Source organism: Polaribacter sp., assembly GCF_965656025.1.
Classification (GTDB): Bacteria; Bacteroidota; Bacteroidia; order Flavobacteriales; family Flavobacteriaceae; genus Polaribacter.
The window spans coordinates 4,463-29,340 of the sequence record NZ_CBFHJT010000007.1; the positions used below are offsets into that span (position 1 = coordinate 4,463).

The window sequence follows — 24,878 nt, forward strand, 5'->3', positions numbered from 1 at the left end:
GTTCCAATTTCTTGATGGTTTAAGAGTAGCACCAATTTCTAAACCTATGGCATTACTACTGCCAACATTAGAATACACTCTATTAATAAAACTATCAATTACAGCTCCATTTTATTGATATGCTAAAGTATTTACTCGATTAATTACATTTTTTACATGTCTAAAATATCTAGTTGCATAAATTGAATTCCCACCTTTTAATTTTTTGGTAATACCCAATTCGACCAAATCTATAAACTCTGGTTTTAGCGTATTATCACCTTACTCAAAAACCTCTGAATGTTCACGCTCTGCAAAACTGTTCATTTTAAAACTAGTTGTTCTTTCTACTCTTTTGCTTTAAGCAGTTTTAATATTGGTTTTATCATTAATTTTATATTGTAAAGATGCTGATGGAAATAACTTTACAAAATCTAAATTGTAAACATTTTCTTTTCCATCACTTTGTAAAGTTTCTCTATACTCTCTATCCATAGCTTCTAAACGAACACCAGCATTGTAATTCCATTTACTTTTAGAACCAGAAAGTTGTGCATATCCAGAATGAATTTCTCTTTCTAAACTAACATCACTAGAAAATTCTGGCACTAAATTACCATCTCTTTCATAGACAAATTTTCCTGTATGATCTAAACTTCTATACTGATATCCTGTTTCTAAAACTCCAAAAGAAAACGGTTTCCATTGGTAATCTAGGTTAAAACGAGTTCTGTATAAAGGATTGTCATTGGTGTTAAATTCTCTTTGATATACAATATTTCTATTAGGTTCTCCTAAATTGTCATTCTCTGTTGGTCCTCCTAAAAAAGTGTATTCGTATAAAATTGAGGTTGATAATTTTGAGTCATTATTAAATTTATGACTATAATCAAAACTTCCTAAAGCAAAATCTCCCTTTCTAGTTCTTAAGTTATGATTGAAATACGTAAATTCATACAAACGATTGTTACTATTTATTGGAGAAACTGCATAGTTATTATAAACGATATCTGCCAAACGATCTTTGGTTCTTTTTCCTGCAAAGAAACCTACTGAAAAGGTATTTTTATCACTTGGTGTAAAGTCTGCATTAAAACGACCATTGTAGGTAATTTCATCAAAACTACGCTCACCATCAGAAGGTAAAAAGGTGTTTTATTTTCTGGAGTATTGATGATAAACATATCTCCTTCTCTCCTACCCGTTTTGTCATTTCTTTGGTAACTCGCACCAAAAGACAAATTCCATTTTCCAGTTCTTTTGTTGATTGTTGCATCAATTCCAAAACGTTTTGCAGCAACTTGGGTGTCGTAATCTTCTATGGATGGAAATCCACCACGTACATTAATCTGTGCAAAAGTTCCGTCAATAGCCCCTTTTTTTGTAATGATATTAAGAATACCTCCTTTTCCTTCAGGATCATATTTTGCTGATGGAGCCGTAATTAACTCAACTGTTTCCAAAGCGTTTGCTGGTAACTGTGCTAATATAGTACTAACATCACCTTGTGTAGGTTTTCCGTTTATTATTACTGTAAATCCTTTACTGCCTCGTACACTAATTTCCCCAAAACCATCAATGGTTACAGAAGGTAAATTACGAACAGCGTCTATTGCATTTCCACCAACTGTACTTTGATATTTTTTGGTATCAAAAACTTGTCTATCAATTTTATGTAAAATGGTATTTTTTTCAGCCTTTACAACTTTTTCATTTAATTGATTACCTGAACCTAAAATAAGTTTAATAGTATTTAAATTTATTGATTCTCCTTTGCTTTTTAAAATAATATTATTGATTACCTTAGTTTTATACCCTAAAAAAGAAATTTCTAGATAGTAATTACCAGGTTTTACACCTTCAATTATAAAAAATCCTTTTGTGTTAGTTACGACTCCAGTTACTAATGTTTTTTTCGATGTTTTATAAACAGCTACACTAGTATATTCTAAAGGGTAATTATCTTGGGCATCTACAACTTTACCAATTATTTGAGCTTTTAAGGTAAAAACACTTAAAATGAAAGTAATAAAAAAAAAGTGTGTTTTGTATTTTCATAGAATATTTTTTTGCAATAATAACCAATATTGAAACACAAAACAGCACTTTTAAATGTATATTTAAAAAAGTAATTTAAATATTTTCAGCCAACCAATCTCCTACTTCTTTGGTTCCGAAAGATTTTCCTCCATCTGCTAAATCTTCTGTAACCACACCTTCCTCTAAGGCCTTGTTTACAGCTTCTCTAATTGCTTTTCCTTCTGCTTGTAAACCAAAGTTTTCAAACATCATTGCTGCAGATAAAACTGTGGCCATAGGATTTGCAATATTTAATCCTGTAGCTTGTGGATAAGAACCATGAATGGGCTCAAACAAACCAATATCAGCACCTAAAGAAGCACTTGGCATTAAGCCCATAGAACCAGAAATTACAGATGCTTCGTCTGTTAAAATATCTCCAAATAAGTTTTCTGTGATTAATACATCGTAACTATTTGGCCATTGCACCAAACGCATAGCCACTGCATCTACAAACTCATAAGCTACTTCGACTTCTGGATAATCTTTTTCCATTGCCTGAACCGTTTCTCTCCATAAACGTGACGTTTCTAGAACATTCGCTTTATCTACGCAACATAATTTTTTACCACGCGTCATTGCCAATTCAAAACCTTTTTTTGCTAAACGCTGTACTTCAGCTCTTGTGTAAACACAGTTATCAAAAGCAGTTTCTCCTTCATCTCTTCTACCTTTTTCTCCAAAGTAAATTCCACCTGTTAATTCACGTAAAAAAACCAAATCTGTACCTTCAATACGTTCTCTTTTTAAAGGAGATTTATCTAATAAAGATGGAAAGGTAAAGGTTGGTCTTACATTTGCAAACAAACCTAATTTTTTACGCATTTTTAATAAACCTTGTTCTGGTCTTACTTTTGCTGAAGGATCATTATCAAATCTTGGATGCCCAATAGCGCCAAATAAAACCGCATCAGAAGATGCACAAATTTCATGAGTTTCATCTGGATAAGGCTCACCTACTGCATCAATAGCAGCAGCACCCGTTAAAGCCGGTTTCCAATTAATTTCGTGGTTAAATTTCTTTGCAATTGCATCAGATACTTTTACTGCTTGATCTATTACTTCTGGACCAATTCCATCTCCTGCTAATAATGCGATGTTTAATTTCATATTTTTAAGCTTTTGGCTGTTAGCTATTCGCACAATTAACAGCACCTATTTTAATTAATTTAAGTTTGCCTGCTAATAGCAAAAAGCTAAAAGCAAATGGGGTATTTATATTATATTCAACATTTTTTCTGTGGCTTTAATTGCAGATACTGTTTGATCTGAATCTAAACCACGTGTAATAAATTCGTGTTTTTCTTTTTTCCAGGTAATAATGGTTTCACACAAGGCATCAGAATGACTTCCTGGAGGAATTCTAACTGCATAATCTACCAAATCTGGCAACTCTTTTTTGCTGTGTGTTTTGTACAATTTACGTAGCGCATTCATAAAAGCATCAAACTGCCCATCACCTTGTGCATGTGCTTCATATAAAACACCTTCTACTTTTAATTTTAAAGTAGTAGATGGTTTCATGCCTTTTGCATGACCTAATACATAATTTTTTACTACTACACGTTTTTCTATGGTATCACTATCTAAAACATCAGAAATAATGTAGGGTAAATCATCTTGAGAAACGATTTCTTTTTTATCTCCTAACTCGATAATTCTTTGCGTAACTTTTTTAAGTTCATCATCATTTAAACTGATGCCTAAATCTTGTAAGTTTTTCTGAATGTTTGCTTTTCCAGAAGTTTTACCCAAAGCATATTTACGTTTTCTACCAAAACGCTCTGGCATTAAATCGTTAAAATATAGGTTGTTTTTATTGTCTCCATCTGCATGAATACCAGCGGTTTGCGTAAAAACATTTGCCCCAACAACTGGTTTGTTAACAGGAATTCTAAAACCTGAAAACGTTTCTACTAACTTACTAACTTTGTTTAAAGCAGTTTCATTTACAGAGATTTTAATATCTTTTATAAAATCATTGATAACCGCAACTACACTTGCCAAAGGTACATTTCCTGCACGTTCTCCCATTCCATTAATGGTTAAATGTAATCCGTTAATACCTGCAAAAACAGCTTCCATAACATTGGCAACCCCTAAATCATAGTCATTGTGCCCATGAAAATCAAAGTGAATATTTGGGTATTTTTGTTTCACTTCTTTAATAAAAGTAAAAGTTTCTTTAGGTGCTAAAACCCCCAAAGTATCTGGTAATAAAACTCGTTCTATTTTTTGAGTTGATAAAAATTCTAAATATTCAAAAACATAATCTTTAGAATTTCGCATTCCATTAGACCAATCTTCTAAATATACATTGGTTTTAATATTATTTTTTTCAGCTAAGGCAATGGTTGCTTTAATATTAGCAAAATGTTCTGCTGGTGTTTTTTTAAGTTGATGTGTTAAGTGATTTAAAGAACCTTTGGTTAATAAATTCTGAACTTTTGCACCAGAATTAAGCATCCAATCTATTGATTTTCCACCATCAACAAAAGTTAACACTTCTATATTTTCTAAAAAATTGTTTGTTGAAGCCCAAGAAGTTATTTTTTGAACAGCTTCTAATTCACCATCAGAAACACGAGCAGATGCAATTTCTATACGATCTACTTTTAGTTCTTCTAATAATAATTTGGCAATGGTTAATTTTTCAGAAACTGAAAACGACACTCCTGATGTTTGTTCTCCATCACGCAGTGTCGTATCCATTATTTCTATTTTTCTAGTAGCCATAAAAAAATCAACTATAAAAAAATTAAAAAGGTCTTGTTTCTGCAAAAGCAGTAATTTCTTCTTCCATGTTTTTTAAGTAGTCAATATCATCAAAACCGTTTAACATATTATCTTTTTTATAAGTATTAATATCAAAAGGTTCAGTTTCTCCTGTGGCTACTAGGGTTACTTTTTGATTCGGTAAATCTACTTTGATTTCTGTTTTTGGGTCTGCCATAATTGCATCAAATAACTTGTCTGCAAACGCAGCAGAAACTTGTACTGGTAAAACCCCAACGTTTAAACAGTTGTTTTTAAAAATATCTGCAAATGCAGATGAAATTACGCAACGTAAACCAAAATCGTACACAGACCAAGCTGCGTGTTCTCTAGAAGAACCAGAACCGAAGTTTCTGCCTCCTACTAGAATTTTGGAACCTGCATAAATTTCTTTGTTTAAAGGAAAATCTGCTTTTGGTGTTCCGTCTGCATTGTATCTCCAATCACGAAAAAAATTGATATCGAAATCTTTACGCTCTGTTGCTTTTAAGAAACGAGCAGGTATAATTTGATCTGTATCTACGTTTTCTATTGGTAATGGGTATGCTGTACTTGTGAGTACTTCAAATTTATCGTAAGCCATGTTTTTAAGTATTCAGTCTGCCAGTATTCAGTTGGCAGTCATTATGTTATTCAAATATTATTTAGTTGGCAAAAAATCAGTTGTTAACTGAAAACTGCGAACTGCAAACTATACAAGAAGCGTTCTTGGATCAGTAACAACTCCCTCAACAGCTGATGCTGCTGCTACTAAAGGAGATGCTAATAATGTTCTAGATCCTGGTCCTTGTCTTCCTTCAAAGTTTCTGTTTGAGGTTGAAACTGATAATTTTCCTGCTGGAATTTTATCATCATTCATTGCCAAACAAGCAGAACAACCTGGTTCTCTTAACTCGAAACCTGCTTCATCAATAATTTTATCTAAACCTTCTGCTTTAATTTGATCTACTACTTTGTGAGAACCTGGAACTAACCACGCTGTAACATTGTCTGCTTTTTTTCTACCATCTACTATAGAACAAAATGCTCTAAAATCTTCTATTCTGCCATTGGTACAAGATCCTAAAAACACAAAGTCGATTTCTTTACCAATCATAGCTTCACCTTCATTAAAAGACATATACCCTAAAGATTTTTTATAGGTTTCTGCTCCACCTTCTACATTTGCAGCAGTTGGTATTGATTTTGTGACACCCATTCCCATTCCTGGATTGGTACCATATGTAATCATTGGCTCAATATCTGAGGCCTCGTAATTGAATTCTATATCAAATTGAGCATTTTCATCTGTAGATAACGTTTCCCAATATTTCATGGCTTTATCCCAATCATCACCTTTTGGTGTTAAAGAACGACCTTTAATATAATCGAATGTTTTTTCATCAGGAGCAATCATTCCTCCTCTTGCACCCATTTCTATAGATAAATTACATACGGTCATTCTACCTTCCATAGACATGTCTCTAAAAACATCACCTGCATATTCTACAAAATAACCTGTAGCACCAGAAGTGGTTTGCTTAGAAATAATATATAAAGCTACATCTTTAGGAGTTACGCCTGCACCTAATTTACCATTTACGTTAATACGCATAGCTTTAGGCTTTGGCTGCATAATACACTGTGTAGATAATACCATTTCTACTTCACTAGTACCAATACCAAATGCAATGGTACCAAAAGCACCATGTGTAGACGTATGCGAATCTCCACAAACAATTGTAGAACCTGGTAATGTAATTCCGTTTTCAGGACCTACAACGTGTACAATTCCGTTATTTTTATCACCTAAACCCCAATGAGAAATACCATATTTTGCTGCATTTTTTTCTAATGCATCTAACTGATTTGCAGATAAGGCATCTTCTACTGGTAAGTGTTGATTTATAGTGGGTGTATTATGATCTGCTGTTGCAAAAGTACGTTCTGGATACAAAACTGTATTCCCTCTACTTTCTAATCCTAAAAAAGCTACAGGACTCGTAACTTCATGAATAAAATGACGATCTATAAAAAAAACATCTGGCCCGTCTTTTACGCTACGTACCACATGAGAATCCCATACTTTGTCAAATAATGTTTTTGCCATTTTTTGGTTTTTTTTGACTTTTATTAATAATCAATTACCAAAAATAGCTATTTAACATACTTTTTCTAAGTAAGATACTTGTGTGTATATTATATTCAAAGTGTAGTGAAGTGTTTATAAAACTGAATATCAATAGATTAAATAATAAATAAATACGATGTCTAATTATAAAAGTAATTTAATTTAGACAGTTTAATGATTTATTATTATGATAATTTTACCTATAATTTTCTTCTTTGATAGGATTATCCTCATAAAAATCTTTAAAGGTTTTTGTTGTGGTATAATTATCTTTTAAGACTTTGTACACCATAATTATTAGAAATATTTGTCCTATAACCGTTAAGTAAAATACCCAGGCATAGGGAAAATTTAGGGTTGCAAACACTGTTGTTAATACTAAAAATAGTGTAGTTATTGCAATATAGAATGATATTGAGAGCTTCATAAATTGTAATTTTGTTTAAATTTATTAAATAAATATTAAACAAAATAAAAATTAACACATTATAACATTTTTTAAAATTTTTAATTCTAACTATTTTTAATAAACTTAACATTCAATTGGTCTTTAACTTCTATATTAAATAATCTTTTTTATTTTAGAACTTCTTAAAAGATATTGTAACAAAAAGTATAAATTAGTCGTCTAAATATAGAATACACATATCAACCTACCTATGAAAACTTATTTACTACCATTTATTTTATTATTTTTTTTAAGCGCATGTTCTTCAAAAGAAAATTCTGATGAATTTATTAATGCCACAGAAGGACGTTATCTTTTTAATGAAAATGAAATTATTGAAATCTATTTTAAAGATAAAGTTTTGCTTGCAAAATGGCGTGGTTTAGATGACATAGAACTTTTAAAAGTAGACGATAGTTCTTTTTACATGAAAGAGTTAAATGAGAAAATTGTTTTTGTAAAAGAACCTAAAATGCACATTGAATTAGATCCTAAGAAGGAACATAAAGGGCAAATTTATCATTTTAAAAAATTAAAAAAAGGAGAAAAAACACCTAATGAATATTTTGAAGAGAGCCAGTATGATAAAGCTTTAGAAGCCTTTTTAGAAATAAAAAGACAAGATTCTTTAAGCCCCATTATACGAGAATATAGTTTGAACAGAGTTGGTTATAAATATTTAAGAGATAATAATATTGAAAAAGCAATTGAGATTTTTAAAATTAATACAGTATTACATCCAAAAAGTTCAAACACTTTTGATAGTTTAGGAGACGCTTACCTGAAAGCAAAAGACACTACAAATGCTATAAAAAGTTATACTAAATCTTTATCTATAAACTCAGAAAATAGAAGTTCTAAAAGAATGTTAGAAAAAATAACAAAGAAATAAATGGATATAGAAAATCTAAAATACCCTATAGGAAAAGTAAACTTACCAGAGGTAATTACTAAAAAGAAAATGGAAGAGTGGATTTCTATTTTAGAAAGGTTTCGCAAGAATTAGAATTTTTAACCAGATAATTATCAGAAAACCAACTAGATACTCCTTACAGAGAAAATGGTTGGACTATTAGACAGGTAATTCACCATTGTTATGATAGTCATCAAAATTCATACATCCGTTTTAAATTGACTTTAACAGAAGATACTCCAAAAATTAGACCTTACGATGAGGCGCTTTGGGCAGCTTTAAGCGACTCAAAAAATGGTCCGATTGCTTTGTCTATTGATGGTTTAAAAGCATTGCATGCAAGATGGGTTTATTTTTTAAATGAATTGTCTGATGACGATTTAGAAAAATCTTTTCTACATCCAGCAACAAACACATTGTATTCCTTAAAAAAAGCAACAGGTATTTATGCATGGCATAGTTTGCATCATTTTGCCCACATTAAACAATTGATGATTAGAAAAGGTTGGAAATAGATGAAAGAGGAAATAACTTTTGAAGACTTCTTAAACGTTGATATTAGAATAGGAACTATTATTGAAGTTCATAATTTTAAGAAAGCTAGAAAACCAGCCTACCAATTAACAATAGATTTTGGCAAATTGGGTATTAAAAAATCGAGCGCACAAATAACAGATTTGTATACAAAAGAAGAACTTTTACACAAACAGATTACAGCAATTGTGAATTTTAAACCCAGACAAATTGCAAATTTTTTAAGTGAAGTTTTGGTATTAGGTGTTTATAATTCTAAAGGAAAAGTGGTTTTATTAAAAGCTTCTCAAAAGATTAAAAATGGTGAACAAGTTTTTTAATGCTTTGGATTATTTAAAATTACCAATGCGCCAATTACACCAGGAATCCATCCACAAAGTGTTAAAAGAAAAATAATAATAAACGAACCACAACCTTTGTCTATTACAGAAAGTGGTGGGAAAATGATGGCAAAAAGGACTCTAAAAAAACTCATAATACAACTTTGGTTGGTTATTATTATGACGATTACAAAGCTATTTTGTTACAATGCTACAAAAAAAGTGTCAGAATTTAATAATTAAATTTGACACTTTTTAGATGAAATCTTACTATTTAAAATTTACATTTTATCTCCAAAGAAAATAGCATTCATTAATAATTTATTGGTTCCAAACCAAAAAGCTCTAAAGTTGGTATTATCTGTAAACACCAAAACTGTTCCTCTACCCAAACCTTGTGCTTTAAAAGGTACAGTATTGGGAATAACTTTGGAATTTTCTTTAGAAATATAACCACTTAATAAAGGGTTGTTTGTATATTGAATTGGGTTGTTGTAACTATCTTTAGCTGCTTTAATAAATAATGTTGAGTTTCTAAATAGCGCAATCTTATCATTTTTATAACCAAAATTAATTGGGTGAGACCTATCAATATTCGCTTCAAAAATAGCACCACCAATTACCTGTGCACCTGATTGTAAACGTCTATTTTCAAAAGATACATTTTTAATAGAATCTCTTTTGGCACTATCAAAATTTAGATTGATAAACTTTTTACTAGCCAACCATCTTGCGGTATTTTTATAACCAATTAAAGTACCTCCATTTCTAACCCAAGTTCTTAGTTTTTCTTCTGCAGATTTGCCTAAATTATAACTACTGGGTACTATAATTGCGGTGTATTTTTGTAAGTTTACTCTACTAAAATAACGGGTATCTAAACGAGTTAAAGTCATATCAAAACGTTGATCTAACATGTGCCAAATTTCTCCAGAATCGTTACCAGCAATACCATCACCAACCAACATGGCTACTTTGGGTTTGGTAATTGGGCTAAAATTGTTAGAACCCAAATCAATTCCTTCGTTTAAACCTGTATTTACTCCATTAATTGTCAAGTGACTTTCATTGGCAGTTTCTTTTAAAAATTGAAATAAATCATTAGCATTTAATTCTTGGTTTTGTACAGGAATAAATATGGTTCCATAATCATAATCTTTACCACCATTTTTAAAGTTTTTCATAGAAACTTTTGCACGAATTCCCTTTTGTAAAATTGCGTTTAACGCTTTTGGAGTATAGTATTCGTTCCAAGGCATTAAATAGCCATAATCACTTTTAAAAGTAACAATTCCCTTTTTCATTTCTAGCTTAGAGATTTCGTCTCCAGCTTTAGATAGTGATATATTTTCTGCATAGTCTACCCCAAAAGCATGGTTAAAGGTCCAAGCGGAAACATCATAAAACAAACTATCTTTAAAAGTAGTTCTTACATCAAACATAGCTTTTACCAAACGTTGATTTTTTTGATTCATGGGAACTACATAACTGTATCCTTTTTTAAAGGTTTTCCCGTTTTTTGTAAAATCTGCTTTTACATCATGTATTTTTATTTGATGACGTTTCAATACTTCTGCTAAATGAAAACTTTTAGCAGCATCTTTTTCATCACCAAAAACAATGGCTTTTTTGCTACCATTATCTCTAGATTCTTTATAAAAATCTTGTTGATAATGTAAGATTTTTTTGCGCATTTTTTTGGCAGCCTCTAAGGTAGAAAAAGCCGCAGTTACTTGGTTTCTGATGGTAAATGGAAATGTTAAAACTCCGTTTACAGTTTCTTGTGCATGTCCTCTAGAGCTAGCTTGTTCAAATAAAATACCAATGCTACCATTAATGTCTGGAAAAGTAGAACCCTTACCATAATAAAAATCATCAAAACTTTCTTCTGAATAATATAGAGAACCTATTTTATCTAATGCTTTTGCATGATAGGTTGCAATTTCTTTGGTTAAATTTTGATTTAATTGTGGGGTTAATGGGTTTGTTCTGCTTGGTATACCTGGTTGAAAAAAGAAAGTAGCATTGCTACCCATTTCATGATGATCTGTTAAGATATTTGGCAACCATTTATGAAAACTTGCAATTCTTGCTTTACTTTCTGGTAATTGAACTGGCAACCAATCTCTATTCATATCAAATTGATAGTGGTTGGTTCTCCCACGAGGCCAAATTTCAGAGTATTCTCTATCATTTGGATCTGGATTTATGTTTTTACTTTTGTTGGTATTTGCCCAATATGCAAAACGCTGCAATCCATCAGGATTAAATGAAGGATCAAACAAAATAACTGTATTACCTAACAATTCTTGAGTTTCTGATTTTAAAGAAGCTGCTAAATAATAGGCAACTGCCATAGCTGCATTAGAACCACTCGGCTCGTTACCATGTATAGAAAATCCTTGATATACTACAATAGGTCCATTTGTAGCATCAAAAGAAGCATCATTAGTTGCTTTGATGTGGTTTTGTCTAATTTCTTCTAAACGCTTATGATTATTTGGTGCAGTGATTGTTAGTAATATCAGAGGCCTGCCTTCATAAGTTGTACCTCTATTTTCTATAGAAATTCTGTCTGAAGCCGCAGCCAAAGCCTTCATATATTCTACTAATTTATCATGAGTAATATGCCACTCGCCTATTTCATGACCAATTATTTCTTTGGGTGTTGGTATTTCTGTATTGTATCTTTCATTTGGTAAGTAATAACTTAAATCTACTTTTTGTGCAGATATTGTAAATGAAACTAGAAAAATTAATAATAATATTTTTTTCATTTTTATAATTTAGGTTAGTTTTATTCAAATATAATAATTCGGTTACTTTCTTAAATAGAATTTAACAATGTTTAAGATTTAAGAAGAGTTAGTTTATCTATACCAAAATAATTATATATTTTTGGTTTAATACTTTTAATGTCATCATATTATCTATCATTTAAAATGGCTTTTTAAATTTTCATGAAAATAACTAGCATTATTACCATACTAATACTCTCTATTGGAGCTATACAAGGTATTGTATATGGTATTATTTTGTTTAAATCTACTAAGTATAATAAAATTGCTAATAAAATTTTAGCTGCTATTTTATTTCTACTTTCTTATAGGTTGATTATTCAAATAATGCGATTATTTGGACTTGGTTATTATGATAGTTGGTATTACATAATGATAGATTTAAGCTGGATACATGGTGCTTTAATTTACTATTACACAAAAGCACAAACTCAACCGAATTTGAATTTTAATTTTAAAAGAAAAGATTTTATTCATTTACTTCCTTTAATTTTTCAGATAGCAATAAGTGTTTTTGTTAGAGTACAAAACTTATATTGGGATGGCACAAAAGAAAGTTTATCTTGGTTAGGTTATTATAGTTATATAATATGGATGAACAATTCTACCATTTATATTATTGCAAGTTTTTTAATTACTCTTTATTCTTACAAGTCTTTAAAACTCTTAAATTCTATAGATAATCGATACGAAATTAGTAAGGAAAAATTAACTTGGATTAAAAGAATTTTAGTAGCCTTTTTAATTTATTTTACTTTAGTTTTAGTAGTATTTTTATTCGATTTAATAATCTTTAAATCTTCTAATGCAGGTAGCTACTTTTACTTTACTAGGTTTTATTATTATCCATTTTTTATAGGTATTGCAATTATTACTTATTGGATAGGAATCGAAGGGTTTTCTAGAAGAAATGAACCTGAACTGATGTTAAAAAATACTATAAATAAAGACGAAATGTTGCGTCTTAAAGTGATATCAGAAAAACTTATAGATATTATGGAAATTAAAGAACTCTATAAAAACCAAGAACTTTCTTTAGAAATTTTATCAAAGGAAATCAATGTAAAACCTTATTTAATTTCTAAGTGCTTAAGTGAAATTTTCAATAAAAGGTTTAATGATTTTGTAAATCAATATAGAGTAAAACAAGTTCAATTACTTTTAAAAGATCAAGAAAATTCAAAATATACTTTACTTAGTTTAGCATTAGATGCTGGGTTTAATTCAAAATCTTCATTTAACAGAGCTATTAAAAAACATTTGGGAATCTCTCCAAGTGAATTAAAATTCACCAAATAAGGTGTCATTTATAAAACTGAACTTTTTACTTTAAAAAATAAGGTGCCATTTTTTTAATTGAAACGATTTGTTGTTTCTAAAACTCTAGGTTTGTAAAGAATTTATAAAACTAAAAAAATGAAAACTATTTATGCAATCTCTATTTGTTTAATCACAATTTTATCCACTAATATTGAATATAAAAAAGAAAAAATAGATGTAAATGTAATTTTAGGGACTTGGAAAATTGATATGAGTCCACAAGATAAAACTGATGCAAACTTTGCAATGATGAAAATTACTAAAGTAAAAGAGCAATCTTTTGAGGGTGAATTTTATCGTAAAGGCGTAAAAATTAAAAAAGGAAAATTAAATACACAGTTGGGAATTATATACGGAGCATTAATTTCTGGAGATGGAACAGGTGAGTATAATACAACATTTTATTTTAAAAATGATGTTTTATATGGTACCACACATGCTGTAGATAGAGATTTTTTATCTGTTTGGACAGCAACAAAAATAACTGATTAAATATGAAATTAAAATTAGTGATTTTAGCTTTTTGCATTTTGACTAGTTGTAAATCATCAAAAGATATTACTCAAGAATTTACTCCAACTTTTCAGTTATCAAAAAAAACAACTCATAAAATTCCTAAAGGACAAGATTATGTTTTTGGGTATTTAACAGTTCTAGAAAATAGAACTAGCAATAGTAAAAAAACAATACAATTACCAGTATACATATTTAAAAGTAGAAACCCTAATCCTAAAAAAGATCCTATAATATATACTGTTGGTGGTCCTGGTTCCTCTTCTATGCCCTCTGCACCTTATATGAAATATTATAAATATTTAGATGATAGAGATTTTATACTTGTAGAACAGCGAGGTAATTATTACGCAAAGCCTCATTTAGATTGCCCTGAATGGGCTAAAGCAACAAATAAAATTCATTTAGAAAAGTTAAATTCTAAAGAAGCAAACAAAATTTATACAAAGGCAGCTAAAGTTTGTAGAGATAGATTAGTTCAAAAAAATATAGATCTTAATAGTTATAATACAAATGAAATTGCAGCAGATATTAATGATTTGGTAAAAACCTTACAGATTAAAAAGTATAATCTACTCACAATATCTTATAGCACAAAAATTGCACAAGTATTAATGAGGGATTATCCAGAGCGTATAAGAAGTGTTGTTATGGATTCTGCTTTACCATTAGAAGTAAATTATGATGAAGAAAGTGTTGCAAACCTATTTTATACTGTAAATAAATTATTAGATGATTGTGAGCAAAACACCAATTGTAACAAAGCTTTTCCTAACATTAAAAAACGTTTTTTTGATTATCTTATTGAGAAAACAAATAATCCTTTAGTAGTACAAGTTAAAAATCCAGAGAAAGATGTTATGGAAACTTTTTATTTAAAAGGAAAAGATTTAATAAATGTATTTTCTGGAGCTTCAACTGGTGATGTAGAAAATATTCCTTTTGAAATAAATAAGTTATTAAAAAACGATTTAACATCTGTAAAAAAACAACTCTCATATTTGTTTGCAAAACCAGGAAATGGTTCAGGAAAAGGTATGAGACTCTCTGTTTGGTGTGCAGAAGAATATCCTTTTGTCTCTCAATTAAAAGTAAAAAAAGAAACCAACAAATACGAGGCTGTAAAAGGACTTTCTCCTGTTGTATTTACATCTGAAGTTTGTAATATATGGGGCGTTAAAAAAGTTAGTGATATAGAAAACAAACCTATTACTAGTAATATTCCTGTATTACTAATTAATGGAGAATATGACGAAAATACACCAACAAAATGGGCTACTTCGATGCATCAAAATTTAAAAAATAGCTTTCAATTGGTTTTTAAGGGATGGAAACATACACCTACCACAAATTGGAGCAATCAATGTGCGATGCAAGCTGCTAATGATTATTTCAATAATCCAATGGTTAAACCAAATCCAAAATGCTTTAAAGAAATAAAAAATCCTGATTTTAAAACTGAATAAAAAAAGCTCAAGAATAAAATTCTTGAGCTTTTATATTTATAAAAATTTATAATTTTATCTTCTACTATAATTCGGCGCTTCTTTTGTGATAGCTACATCATGAGGATGACTTTCGTTAATTCCACTTGCTGTAATTCTAACAAATTGACCATTTTCTTTTAGGGTTTCTATGTCTTTTGCTCCACAATAGCCCATACCTGCACGTAAACCACCAATAAATTGATGAATACTTTCAAATAAATCTCCCTTATAAGGTACTCTACCAACAATTCCTTCTGGTACTAATTTTTTAATATCTGCTTCTACATCTTGAAAGTATCTGTCCTTAGAACCTTGTTTCATGGCTTCTACAGACCCCATACCTCTATAAGATTTAAATTTTCTTCCTTCGTAAATAATGGTTTCTCCTGGAGATTCTTTAGTACCTGCTAATAAAGAACCTAACATTACACAATCTGCACCAGCTGCAATAGCTTTTGGAATATCACCTGTATAACGTATACCTCCATCTGCAATTACAGGCACTCCACTACCCTTTATGGCAGCAGCAACTTCTAAAACTGCAGAAAACTGTGGAAAACCAACTCCTGCAACAACTCTTGTTGTACAAATAGAACCTGGACCAATACCTACTTTTACAGCATCTGCACCAGCTTCTACCAAATATTTTGCAGCACTTGCAGTGGCTATATTACCTACAACCACGTCTAGTTTAGGGAATTTACTTTTTACTTGTTTTAAAACTGTAACTACACCTTTTGTATGACCATGTGCAGTATCTATAATTACAGCATCTACACCTGCATTTACCAAAGCTTCTGCTCTCTCTACCGCATCACCAGTTACACCTAAAGCAGCTGCAACTCTTAATCTACCAAAAGAATCTTTATTGGCTATTGGTTTTTGTGTAACCTTAGTAATATCTCTAAAAGTAATTAAACCTTTTAATGTATAATGCTCATCAACAATTAAAAGTTTTTCAATTTTATGATTTTGAAGTATTTTTTCGGCATCTTTTAAAGAAGTTCCTACGGAAGCAGTTACTAAATTTTCACTCGTCATAACTTCTACAATTGGTCTGCCGTTATTATGCTCGAAGCGTAAATCTCTATTAGTAACTATTCCTTTCAGAGTGCCATTTTTATCAACAATTGGTATACCACCAATGCTATGCTCTTTCATGTTTGCTTTTGCATCTAACACAGTGGCTGTTAATGGCAATGTAACAGGATCTAATATCATACCAGATTCTGCACGTTTTACTTTTCTAACTTCTAAAGCTTGTTGCTCTATAGACATGTTTTTATGTAAAACACCAATACCACCTTCTCTTGCAATTGCAATTGCTAAAGCAGACTCTGTAACAGTATCCATAGCTGCTGAAGCAATGGGTACATTTATAGTGATATTTTTAGTAAATTTTGTTTGTATGCTTACTTCTCTTGGAAGTACTTCTGAAAAAGCAGGAACTAATAAAACGTCGTCATACGTTAAACCTTCTCCTAAAATTTTGTTGTTGTGTGCTGTCATATCGCAATTAAGGTATAATTGCATGCAAATTTACAATTTATTATTGAATTTAAGTATTAAATTATGTTTAAGATATTTTATTGTATTTACTTGTCCAACAATACGCACTAAAGTTTTTACCAGAAGCTACACCATAGAAAAAGAACATTCCTATAATTCCTTTTACAAAAAAGAGAAATAAAATAGCAATGTGCCCAAAATTATTCATGTCTCCATAAAACAAATTTTTTGTAACAAACGTTCCCAAAATACTAGCTGCTAAAACTGCCCACAATAAATTTTCTACATTCTTAATAGCCCAAAACTTTATCTTTCTCATTGGATGTAAGTCCTTACCCCATTTATGTATTAAGTAATAATAACCATTTCCCATAGGTGCAAATAGTAACGGATCGTCAGCTTCATTTAGCTCGAATAATTTAGACGGAGCTATTATTTTAAAACCGTCTAATGTAGTATGATGTTCTTTTTCTAAAGCTTGTATTTTAGAAATTACTTCTTGTGGATAATCTGCTTTAAAATATCTAGTATCTAAAAAACGAAGTCTAAAATCTATACAGATTTTTTTTATTTGTTTGATGTGAAAAATAGCATTTGCATCAACCTTATCTATATCAAAAGAGTTTACGTTTTTATGAATAGGAGATTGTGCTAGTCTTTCTAAAACACTTTTTTCTTTTGTTTCTATGTCCTCAAAAACTTCTTGCACCCACTGTAAAACATCAAAAGATTGGTGTTTTTTATTCCTTTCTTTTATTAATTGCTGTTGAATATCAATAGTTTGTAACATATCATAATATTTTACCACTAAAATAATAATTCATTTCTAATTTTAAAAATAGCTAATAATTTGACTTTTATTTAAAATGAATTTAAATAATTAAGTACTATTTTTTAAAATTTCCATAAATCCATCAATTAAGTTTAAGCTATTATAAATCAAATCATTACTAATTTTATCTTTATTTATTCTAAATAAGTTTTGTTAAACTTCTTTTGGGTTGTATCTTTGCGGCTTTAAAACCAACTATTTATATTTAATCTAAATAAAATGAGAAAAGGTATATTAATCATAACAACCTTATTTACAGTAGCTTTAACAGCTCAAAAAAAACAAAAAAAAACAGTAACATTAGACTCCATTCAAAAATTAGATGAGATTATTATTTCTACAAAAGCAATTTTCGGAAATAAATATGTAGCGAAACATAGAACAGGTTCTGCTTATTATTTATCGCCAAAAGAATTACAAAAATTTAGTTTTACAGATGTAAATAGAGCTTTAAGAAGTGTACCTGGAGTTACTATTTATGAAGAAGACGGATTTGGTTTACGTCCAAATATCAGTTTAAGAGGAACATCACCTGAAAGAAGTTCTAAAATAACATTGATGGAAGATGGAGTTTTAATTGCACCTGCTCCTTATAGTGCTTCATCAGCTTATTATTTTCCAACAATAGCTAGAATGGAAGCCGTGGAAGTCTTAAAAGGAAGTAGTCAAGTTCAATATGGGCCTTTTACAACTGGTGGAGCGATTAATATGATTTCTGCGCAAATTCCGACTGAACTTGGTGGAAAAGTACGTGCAAGTTATGGTAGTTTTAATTCTAACCAATTACACGCAAAAATTGGTGGTGGAAATCAAAACTTTGGTTATGTTTTAGAATATCTCAATTATGGTTCTGATGGATTTAAAACCTTACCAAGTGGGAAAAATACTGGTTTTAACAAGAATGATGTTGTAGCAAAATTTGGTGTAAACTTATTTCCAAAAGCGAGTATTCAACAATCTCTAGAATTCAAATTTCAATATTCTGATGAAGATGGAAACGAAACGTATTTGGGTTTATCTGAACAAGATTTTAATACCAATCCTTTTTCTAGATATGCTTCTTCAAACGAAGACAGAATGGTTACAGACCATACACAATATATGATTACTCATCAATTAGATTTTTCTAAAAATGTAAGAATTACAACCACTGCGTATCAAAATAATTTTGCAAGAAACTGGTATAAATTAAATGATGTTACTTTTAACGGAACTAAAAAAGGAATTGCTGATATCTTAGAAGAGCCAATAACGTATGCCAATCATTTTAGCATTGTAAACGGTTCTGTAAATTCTGCTGCAGATGCCATTGGTGTAAAGGCTAATAATAGAAAATATTATTCAACCGGAATTCAAACAAAACTTGATTATCATTGGTATAAAGGTGATGCTTTTCACGACTTAGAAATCGGATTACGTTATCATTATGATGAGGAAGACAGATTTCAATGGGTGGATAAATATAGCATAACTAATACTGGTGTTATGGCTTTAACTACTGATGCAATTGAGGGTACAGACGCCAATAGAATTAGTAGTGCAAATGCATTTGCATCTTATATTACTTATAAATTAAAATATAATAACTGGACGTTTACTCCTGGTGTGCGTTATGAAAACATCACTTTACAAAGAGAAGATTTTGGAAAAAATGATGTAAATAGAACTGGCGCAAATTTAGCAACAAGAGAAAATTCAGTGGGTGTTTTTATACCAGGAATGGGTGCCAATTATAAATTTAATAATGAAGTTTCACTTTTTGGTGGAATTCACAAAGGTTTTTCTCCTCCTGGAAATCAAGATGGACAAGCACCTGAAGAAAGCATTAATTACGAATTAGGAACACGTTTTAAGCTAGGAAAATTACAAGGTGAATTTGTTGGATTCTTTAACGATTATTCTAATCTATTAGGTAGCGATTTAGCTGCAACTGGTGGTACAGGCTCTTTAGATCAATTTAATGCTGGTGAGGTAAATGTAAACGGAATAGAATTATTATTAAATTATAATTTTACGAATACGGGTGCAAGATTCTCACTTCCAATTTCTTTTGGATATACGTTTACAAATACTGAATTTCAAAATAGTTTTGGTAGTGCAAATGATTTGTGGGGTACAGTTGCTGTTGGTGATGAATTGCCTTACATACCAAAACATCAATTTAATACCACTTTCTCAATAGAACACAAAGATTTTGAAATCAACGTAAATGGACGATTTAATGGTGAGTTTAGAACTTTAGCAGGTACAGGGAATATCCCTGATAATGAAAGAGTAGAGGCTAATTTTATTGTGGATTTGTCTGGAAAGTATTTTATCACAAAACGTTTAAGTACAACTTTAAATGTAATTAACTTATTAGACAATACCTATGCTGCTTCAAGAGTTCCTGCAGGATTAAGACCTGGTCATCCGTTTGGAATTTATGGAGGACTAGAGTTTACTTTTTAATCAAGTAAAAGAAATATCATAAAAAAAGAACGCTAATTAGCGTTCTTTTTTTGTTTTAAATAAGCAACTACTGCTTTTCGAATATCATATCCTAATTCTGATTCTTTTGGGTGATATACAGAAAATACTTCTTTATTTTTATCAGATAAAAAAGGGATATCAAAACCTTTTAACAAATAATCAGAAAAAGCAACGGTATAAGTTTTATTTGGGTTGATTTTTTCTCTAGCAATTAACCAATCTTTTCCTTGTAAAGTTATATTGTGTCTGTGTAAATAGGCTCCTGTCCCTGCTGCTAATTGGCCATAATCTAAAACACGTTTTAACAACCTTCCTTTAATGGTTACTTTTACAATATCACCTCCATACGGCAATACTCTAAAAATATCAACAGGAGTAATATTTCCACTTAATTGGTCGTCAATTCTAATAGAACCACCATTCACCAAAGCCGCATCAACCTTATCATTAAAAGCAAAAGACATGGCTGCAGTAATAACTTGCCCTAAATTGGTTTGTTTACTTCTAATAGGTTTGTCTCTACCATCTAATGGAGTTTTTGCATTGTAAATAATTTCTGAGGGATTGTCTATGACATCTTTAATTTTATCATCTAAAATATACTGCCATTTATTTACAATAACAGCTACTTTTTCGTCTTCTTTTACGGATGAATTGATTTCTTTTAATTCAGAAATTACTTTGGTTTTTTTCGTTTTTTTATCATAGGAAATCCTGTGTATGTAAGCCGTTTTTGCGTTGGCATCTGCTTTGGTAATTGTAACACTACCTACTTGATGTTTCATATTGGTATGTTCATGACCACCCATGATTAGCGGTAAATCAGGAATTAATTTTGCAATTCTTTTATCGTTTGCTATTTTCACATGTGTTAAACCAAAAACAACATCTACAGAATCTTTAATTGCCGCGTAGGATGCTCTTGCTTTTACAAACATATTGCCATATTCTACATACTCTTTTGGATTTGAAGGAATACAAACACTTATAAAACCAATCTTTATTTTTGTTCCATCTTCGTCAGTTAGTTCTTTAATAAAGGTCTCTCCTAGTGTTTCTTTTTGACCATTTTTTTCTTTGTAAAAAGGAATAGCAGCTGCATTAGTTTTTAGTTTTACGTTGGCAGAAATCCAAGGAAAATTACTCTCATTTAATCTTTTTTGTAATTCTTTTTGAGATACATCAAATTCGTGATTTCCAAAAGCTACCAAATCAAAATTCATGGCGTTCATTACTTCTACCATTTGTTTTCCCTTCACTCGTTCTCCATCAACTTTTATCGTTCCCAATAAAGAGGGATTTAAAAAATCACCTGCTAAAAATAAAAGTGTATTGGGGTTTTGTTGCAACAATTCTTGATGTACAGTTTCTACTCTTGCCATTCCACCAAATTCTCCTCCTTGAATAGGTGCAATTTCATATACATCATTAATTTGTAAAAATGTAAAATCGATTTTATGATCATCTTTTTGGCATGATACCAAAAGAATTAAAATTAATAAAAAACTTTTTTTAAGAATCGTTTTCTTCATTGTAATTAAATATATCCAAATGTAATAACAATCCATAAAAAAACCCATCAAATATTGATGGGTTTTAGAATTATTGAATTAATTAACTAATTATTCATTAGAACCAATGTTACCTTGGGCAACAATTGTTCCTAACTGAGTTGCGCTTAAATGAACGTTAATATAACCGTCAAAGGTTAAAATTCCATCATAAGTAATAGCTGTTCCGTCATCTAAAGCTTCAACTTGAGACATACTCATTCCAGTATCTCCGTTTACAGGTGTAAAACTGAATGCTATTGGTCCACCAGTTGCAGCGTCATTTTCATGAATATGTGCTGGGTGCATTCCTCCTGGTGGAGTATTCATTACATTTAAAACTGCTAACGCAGAACCATCTAATCTTTCGTAGAAAGTAGCTGTACCTGAAATACCTGCTACATCTTTTTCTGCTAACGTGTACACTTTGCTTTCTCCAGTTAAATCGTTTCTACCAATATCTCCCTGGGCTACAATTGTTCCTAATTGTGTTGCACTTAAATGCACGTTGATATAAGCATCTAATGCAGAAATATCACTATACATGAATGCTGAACCATCATCAAAGGCTGCTACATTTGTCATACTCATTCCAGTGTCTCCATTAACAGGAGTAAAAGAAAATAATATTGCGCCACTTTCTGCAGCTGTATTTGCATGAATATGTGCTGGATGCATTCCACCTGCTGGTGTATTCATTATATCTAATGTAGCTAATGCTTCTCCGTTAATTCTTTCGGCAAATGTTGCTGTACCAGAGATTCCTGCAACGTCTTTTTCTCCTAAATCATAATCTATTGTATTTCCAGTTAAATCGTTCTGTCCTATATCTCCCTGTGCTACAATTGTTCCTAATTGTGTTGCACTTAAATGTACGTTAATATAACCGTCTACATCAGAAACGTCAGCATACATGAATGAAGATCCATCATCTAAAGCTGTTATGTTAGTTACACTCATTCCTGTGTCTCCATTTACTGGAGTAAAAGAAAGTAATATTGCACCACCTTCTATAGCTGTATTTGCATGTATATGTGCTGGGTGCTCTCCTCCTGCTGGAGTGTTCATAATATTTAATGTTGCTAAGGCTTCACCATTTATTCTTTCTGAAAAAGTAGCTGTACCTGATATTCCAGCAACGTCTTTTTCTCCTAAATCATAATCTATCGTATTTCCGGTTAAATCATTCTGACCTATATCACCTTGTGCTACAATAGTTGCTAATTGTGCGCCAGCACCTAAATGTACGTTGATGTAACCATCAATACCTGAAACATCAGCATACATGAACGAAGATCCATCGTCTAATGCCGTTACATTTGTTGCACTCATTCCTGTATCTCCATTAACTGGAGTAAAAGAAAGTAATATTGCACCACCTTCTGCTGCTGTGTTCGCATGTATATGAGCTGGGTGTTCGCCACCTGCAGGCGTATTCATTATATTTAATGTTGCTAAAGCTTCACCATTAATTCTTTCTGAAAAAGTAGCTGTACCAGATATTCCTGCTACGTCTTTTTCTCCTAAATCATAATCTATCGTGTTTCCTGTTAAATCATTTTGACCAATATCTCCTTGAGCAACAATTGTAGAAAGTTGACTTGAACTTAAGTGAACATTAATGTAAGCATCTAAATTTTCGATTTCTGAAAAAGTTAAGGCTGTACCATCATCGAATGCGGTAAAATTGGTAAAACTTTTACCAGTATCTCCATTTACTGGTGTAAATGATAATAGAATTCCACCACCTTCTGCTGCTGTATTAGCGTGTATGTGAGCTGGATGTTCTCCTCCTGCTGGAGTATTTTGAATATCTAATTCGGCTAAAATACTTCCATTCTCTCTTTCGAAAAAAGTTGCCGTACCAGAAATACCGGCTACATCTTTTTCACCTAAATCGTAAACGATAGAATTCATTTTTAAGGCATTTTGTCCAATATCTCCTTGTGCCACAATGGTTCCTAATTCATCTGCACTTAAATGAACATTAATATAACCATCAAAATTGATAAGATCAGAGAAAGTAATTGGTGTACCATCATCTAAAGTTGTTACGTTGATGGTGCTTTTGCCACTACTTCCATTTACATTTCCAAGTGATAATGCAATATCTCCACCTTCTGCAGCTGTATTAAAATGAATGTGTGCAGGATGCTGTCCGCCATCAGGCGTTCCCGTAAGAGAAATATTAATATTGATTGAAGCATCTGTGTTTTCAACAAAAGAAACTGTACCTGATATTCCGGCAACATCTTTAGTTCCAAGATTGTAAGTTATAGAATTTCCTGTTGGTGTGTAAAATTGATAGTCGAAGTCATCCTCGTTATCACAATTGTAAAATACGAATGACATCACTAATAAAATTAAGCTTAGTTTTTTCATGTTATTATTTTTTGTTTAATTAATTTCAATGCAAACTAAACAAAATAGATTTATAAACAATAGCTTAAAAAAGATAAAAAGTAACTCAAATGCAAAATTAACTTACCTTTAAGATGTTTTAACATTTATTAGTAATCTTTAAGAAACTTTAAGATTTTAAAAAACCTCTAAAGCTTTGTTGTAAGCGCTTTCAAAACTCATAGGTTTTATGTTGGTATCAGCTTTTTGAGTAGTAAAATAACTTAGCAATTTTTCAGTTGGCATATTGCCTGTAAGTTCGTCTTTTGCCATAGGGCAACCACCATAACCTTTTATAGCTCCATCAAACCTATTACAACCTGCTTTAAAAGCAGCATCAACTTTTTCGTGCCATTTATCTGGTGTAGTATGTAAATGTGCGCCAAATTCAATTTTTGGATAATTAGGAATCAAATTAGAGAATAAATAATTGATTACTTCTGGTGTAGAACTGCCAATAGTATCTGAAAGCGATAAAATTTTAACGCCCATTTTTGCTAATTTTTCTGTCCACTCACCTACTATTTCTACATTCCAAGGATCTCCATAAGGATTACCAAAACCCATAGATAAGTAGGCAACCACCTCTTTGTTATTTTGATCTGCTAAATTTAAAATTTTATCTAAAGTAACAATAGATTCTTTAATAGTCTTGTGTGTATTACGCATTTGAAAATTTTCTGATATAGAAAATGGATAGCCCAAATAATCTATTTCTTGAAACTGAACAGCATCAGTAGCGCCTCTTGTATTTGCAATTATAGCTAACAATTTACTATTGGTTTTAGAAAGATCTAATTTTTCTAAAACAGCGGAAGTATCTCGCATTTGTGGTATTT

20 protein-coding genes are annotated in these 24,878 nt (G+C 30.9%); 7 read left to right on the plus strand and 13 right to left on the minus strand.

Translation table 11 applies throughout. From position 1 onward, the window contains the following. Positions 1-339: 339 nt before the first annotated feature. The 6 genes from ACTG3S_RS02250 to leuC all read right to left on the minus strand — a co-directional run bounded on the left by ACTG3S_RS02250 (position 340) and on the right by leuC (position 6,922). The gene (locus tag ACTG3S_RS02250) at positions 340-996 is read right to left on the minus strand and encodes an outer membrane beta-barrel protein (protein WP_439127754.1); all 657 of its coding nucleotides are present in this window, start codon (positions 994-996) and stop codon (positions 340-342) included. 32 nt (positions 997-1,028) lie between these two features. Then, positions 1,029-2,009 carry a carboxypeptidase regulatory-like domain-containing protein gene (locus ACTG3S_RS02255; protein WP_439127796.1) on the minus strand — a complete coding sequence of 327 codons (981 nt, stop codon included), beginning with the start codon at positions 2,007-2,009 and terminating at the stop codon, positions 1,029-1,031. A 103-nt stretch (positions 2,010-2,112) separates the two neighbouring features. Then, the gene (gene leuB, locus ACTG3S_RS02260; RefSeq protein ID WP_439127755.1) at positions 2,113-3,168 is read right to left on the minus strand and encodes a 3-isopropylmalate dehydrogenase; all 1,056 of its coding nucleotides are present in this window, start codon (positions 3,166-3,168) and stop codon (positions 2,113-2,115) included. Between the two features lie 105 nt (positions 3,169-3,273). Further along, positions 3,274-4,794 (minus strand): alpha-isopropylmalate synthase regulatory domain-containing protein, encoded by a 1,521-nt coding sequence (locus tag ACTG3S_RS02265; protein ID WP_439127797.1) that lies wholly within the window; start codon positions 4,792-4,794, stop codon positions 3,274-3,276. 22 nt (positions 4,795-4,816) lie between these two features. Next, positions 4,817-5,416, minus strand: a complete 600-nt coding sequence (gene leuD, locus ACTG3S_RS02270; RefSeq protein WP_439127756.1) for a 3-isopropylmalate dehydratase small subunit — start codon at positions 5,414-5,416, stop codon at positions 4,817-4,819. Positions 5,417-5,524: 108 nt separating this feature from the next. Continuing rightward, positions 5,525-6,922 (minus strand): 3-isopropylmalate dehydratase large subunit, encoded by a 1,398-nt coding sequence (gene leuC, locus ACTG3S_RS02275; RefSeq protein ID WP_439127757.1) that lies wholly within the window; start codon positions 6,920-6,922, stop codon positions 5,525-5,527. A 680-nt stretch (positions 6,923-7,602) separates the two neighbouring features. On the opposite strand from leuC, the gene ACTG3S_RS02280 reads away from it, so the two are divergent. From ACTG3S_RS02280 to ACTG3S_RS02290, 3 genes are all read left to right on the plus strand, one after another. Continuing rightward, on the plus strand, positions 7,603-8,283 hold the full coding sequence (locus ACTG3S_RS02280) for a tetratricopeptide repeat protein (protein ID WP_439127758.1): 681 nt from the start codon (positions 7,603-7,605) through the stop codon (positions 8,281-8,283). Between the two features lie 191 nt (positions 8,284-8,474). Next, positions 8,475-8,819: a DinB family protein gene (locus tag ACTG3S_RS02285; protein ID WP_439127798.1), complete on the plus strand. Its 345-nt coding sequence runs from the start codon at positions 8,475-8,477 to the stop codon at positions 8,817-8,819. Further along, a complete protein-coding gene (locus ACTG3S_RS02290; RefSeq protein ID WP_439127759.1) occupies positions 8,820-9,158 on the plus strand; it encodes a tRNA-binding protein in 339 nt (112 codons plus the stop codon). On the opposite strand, the gene ACTG3S_RS02295 is transcribed toward ACTG3S_RS02290, so the two are convergent. Continuing rightward, the gene (locus ACTG3S_RS02295) at positions 9,155-9,313 is read right to left on the minus strand and encodes a YqaE/Pmp3 family membrane protein (RefSeq protein ID WP_439127760.1); all 159 of its coding nucleotides are present in this window, start codon (positions 9,311-9,313) and stop codon (positions 9,155-9,157) included. The two genes, ACTG3S_RS02290 and ACTG3S_RS02295, sit on opposite strands and share 4 nt — an antisense overlap. A 126-nt stretch (positions 9,314-9,439) precedes the next feature. Next, positions 9,440-11,935: a M14 family metallopeptidase gene (locus tag ACTG3S_RS02300; protein ID WP_439127761.1), complete on the minus strand. Its 2,496-nt coding sequence runs from the start codon at positions 11,933-11,935 to the stop codon at positions 9,440-9,442. A gap of 183 nt (positions 11,936-12,118) precedes the next feature. Here ACTG3S_RS02300 and ACTG3S_RS02305 point away from each other — a divergent pair, with 183 nt between their 5' ends. The 3 genes from ACTG3S_RS02305 (at position 12,119) to ACTG3S_RS02315 (ending at position 15,255) form a co-directional block, all read left to right on the plus strand. Next, positions 12,119-13,255 (plus strand): helix-turn-helix transcriptional regulator, encoded by a 1,137-nt coding sequence (locus ACTG3S_RS02305; protein ID WP_439127762.1) that lies wholly within the window; start codon positions 12,119-12,121, stop codon positions 13,253-13,255. A 117-nt stretch (positions 13,256-13,372) separates the two neighbouring features. After that, a complete protein-coding gene (locus ACTG3S_RS02310; RefSeq protein ID WP_439127763.1) occupies positions 13,373-13,768 on the plus strand; it encodes a hypothetical protein in 396 nt (131 codons plus the stop codon). 2 nt (positions 13,769-13,770) lie between these two features. Then, complete coding sequence (locus ACTG3S_RS02315; RefSeq protein WP_439127764.1) at positions 13,771-15,255, plus strand: alpha/beta fold hydrolase; 1,485 nt, start codon at positions 13,771-13,773, stop codon at positions 15,253-15,255. Between the two features lie 54 nt (positions 15,256-15,309). On the opposite strand, the gene guaB is transcribed toward ACTG3S_RS02315, so the two are convergent. Together guaB and ACTG3S_RS02325 are read right to left on the minus strand one after the other, a co-directional pair. Continuing rightward, positions 15,310-16,785, minus strand: a complete 1,476-nt coding sequence (guaB, locus tag ACTG3S_RS02320; RefSeq protein WP_439127799.1) for an IMP dehydrogenase — start codon at positions 16,783-16,785, stop codon at positions 15,310-15,312. Positions 16,786-16,852: 67 nt separating this feature from the next. Continuing rightward, positions 16,853-17,575 carry a hypothetical protein gene (locus ACTG3S_RS02325; RefSeq protein ID WP_439127765.1) on the minus strand — a complete coding sequence of 241 codons (723 nt, stop codon included), beginning with the start codon at positions 17,573-17,575 and terminating at the stop codon, positions 16,853-16,855. A 261-nt stretch (positions 17,576-17,836) separates the two neighbouring features. Here ACTG3S_RS02325 and ACTG3S_RS02330 point away from each other — a divergent pair, with 261 nt between their 5' ends. Beyond that, the gene (locus ACTG3S_RS02330) at positions 17,837-20,068 is read left to right on the plus strand and encodes a TonB-dependent receptor family protein (RefSeq protein WP_439127766.1); all 2,232 of its coding nucleotides are present in this window, start codon (positions 17,837-17,839) and stop codon (positions 20,066-20,068) included. Between the two features lie 32 nt (positions 20,069-20,100). Here the strand turns inward: ACTG3S_RS02330 and ACTG3S_RS02335 are convergent, their stop codons facing one another. From ACTG3S_RS02335 to ACTG3S_RS02345, 3 genes are all read right to left on the minus strand, one after another. Next, positions 20,101-21,621 (minus strand): bifunctional metallophosphatase/5'-nucleotidase, encoded by a 1,521-nt coding sequence (locus ACTG3S_RS02335; protein WP_439127767.1) that lies wholly within the window; start codon positions 21,619-21,621, stop codon positions 20,101-20,103. Positions 21,622-21,711: 90 nt separating this feature from the next. After that, positions 21,712-24,021 (minus strand): hypothetical protein, encoded by a 2,310-nt coding sequence (locus ACTG3S_RS02340; protein ID WP_439127768.1) that lies wholly within the window; start codon positions 24,019-24,021, stop codon positions 21,712-21,714. 156 nt (positions 24,022-24,177) lie between these two features. Continuing rightward, positions 24,178-24,878, minus strand: a 701-nt coding sequence (locus ACTG3S_RS02345) for a hydroxymethylglutaryl-CoA lyase (protein ID WP_439127769.1), incomplete at its 5' end; no start/stop codon positions are given.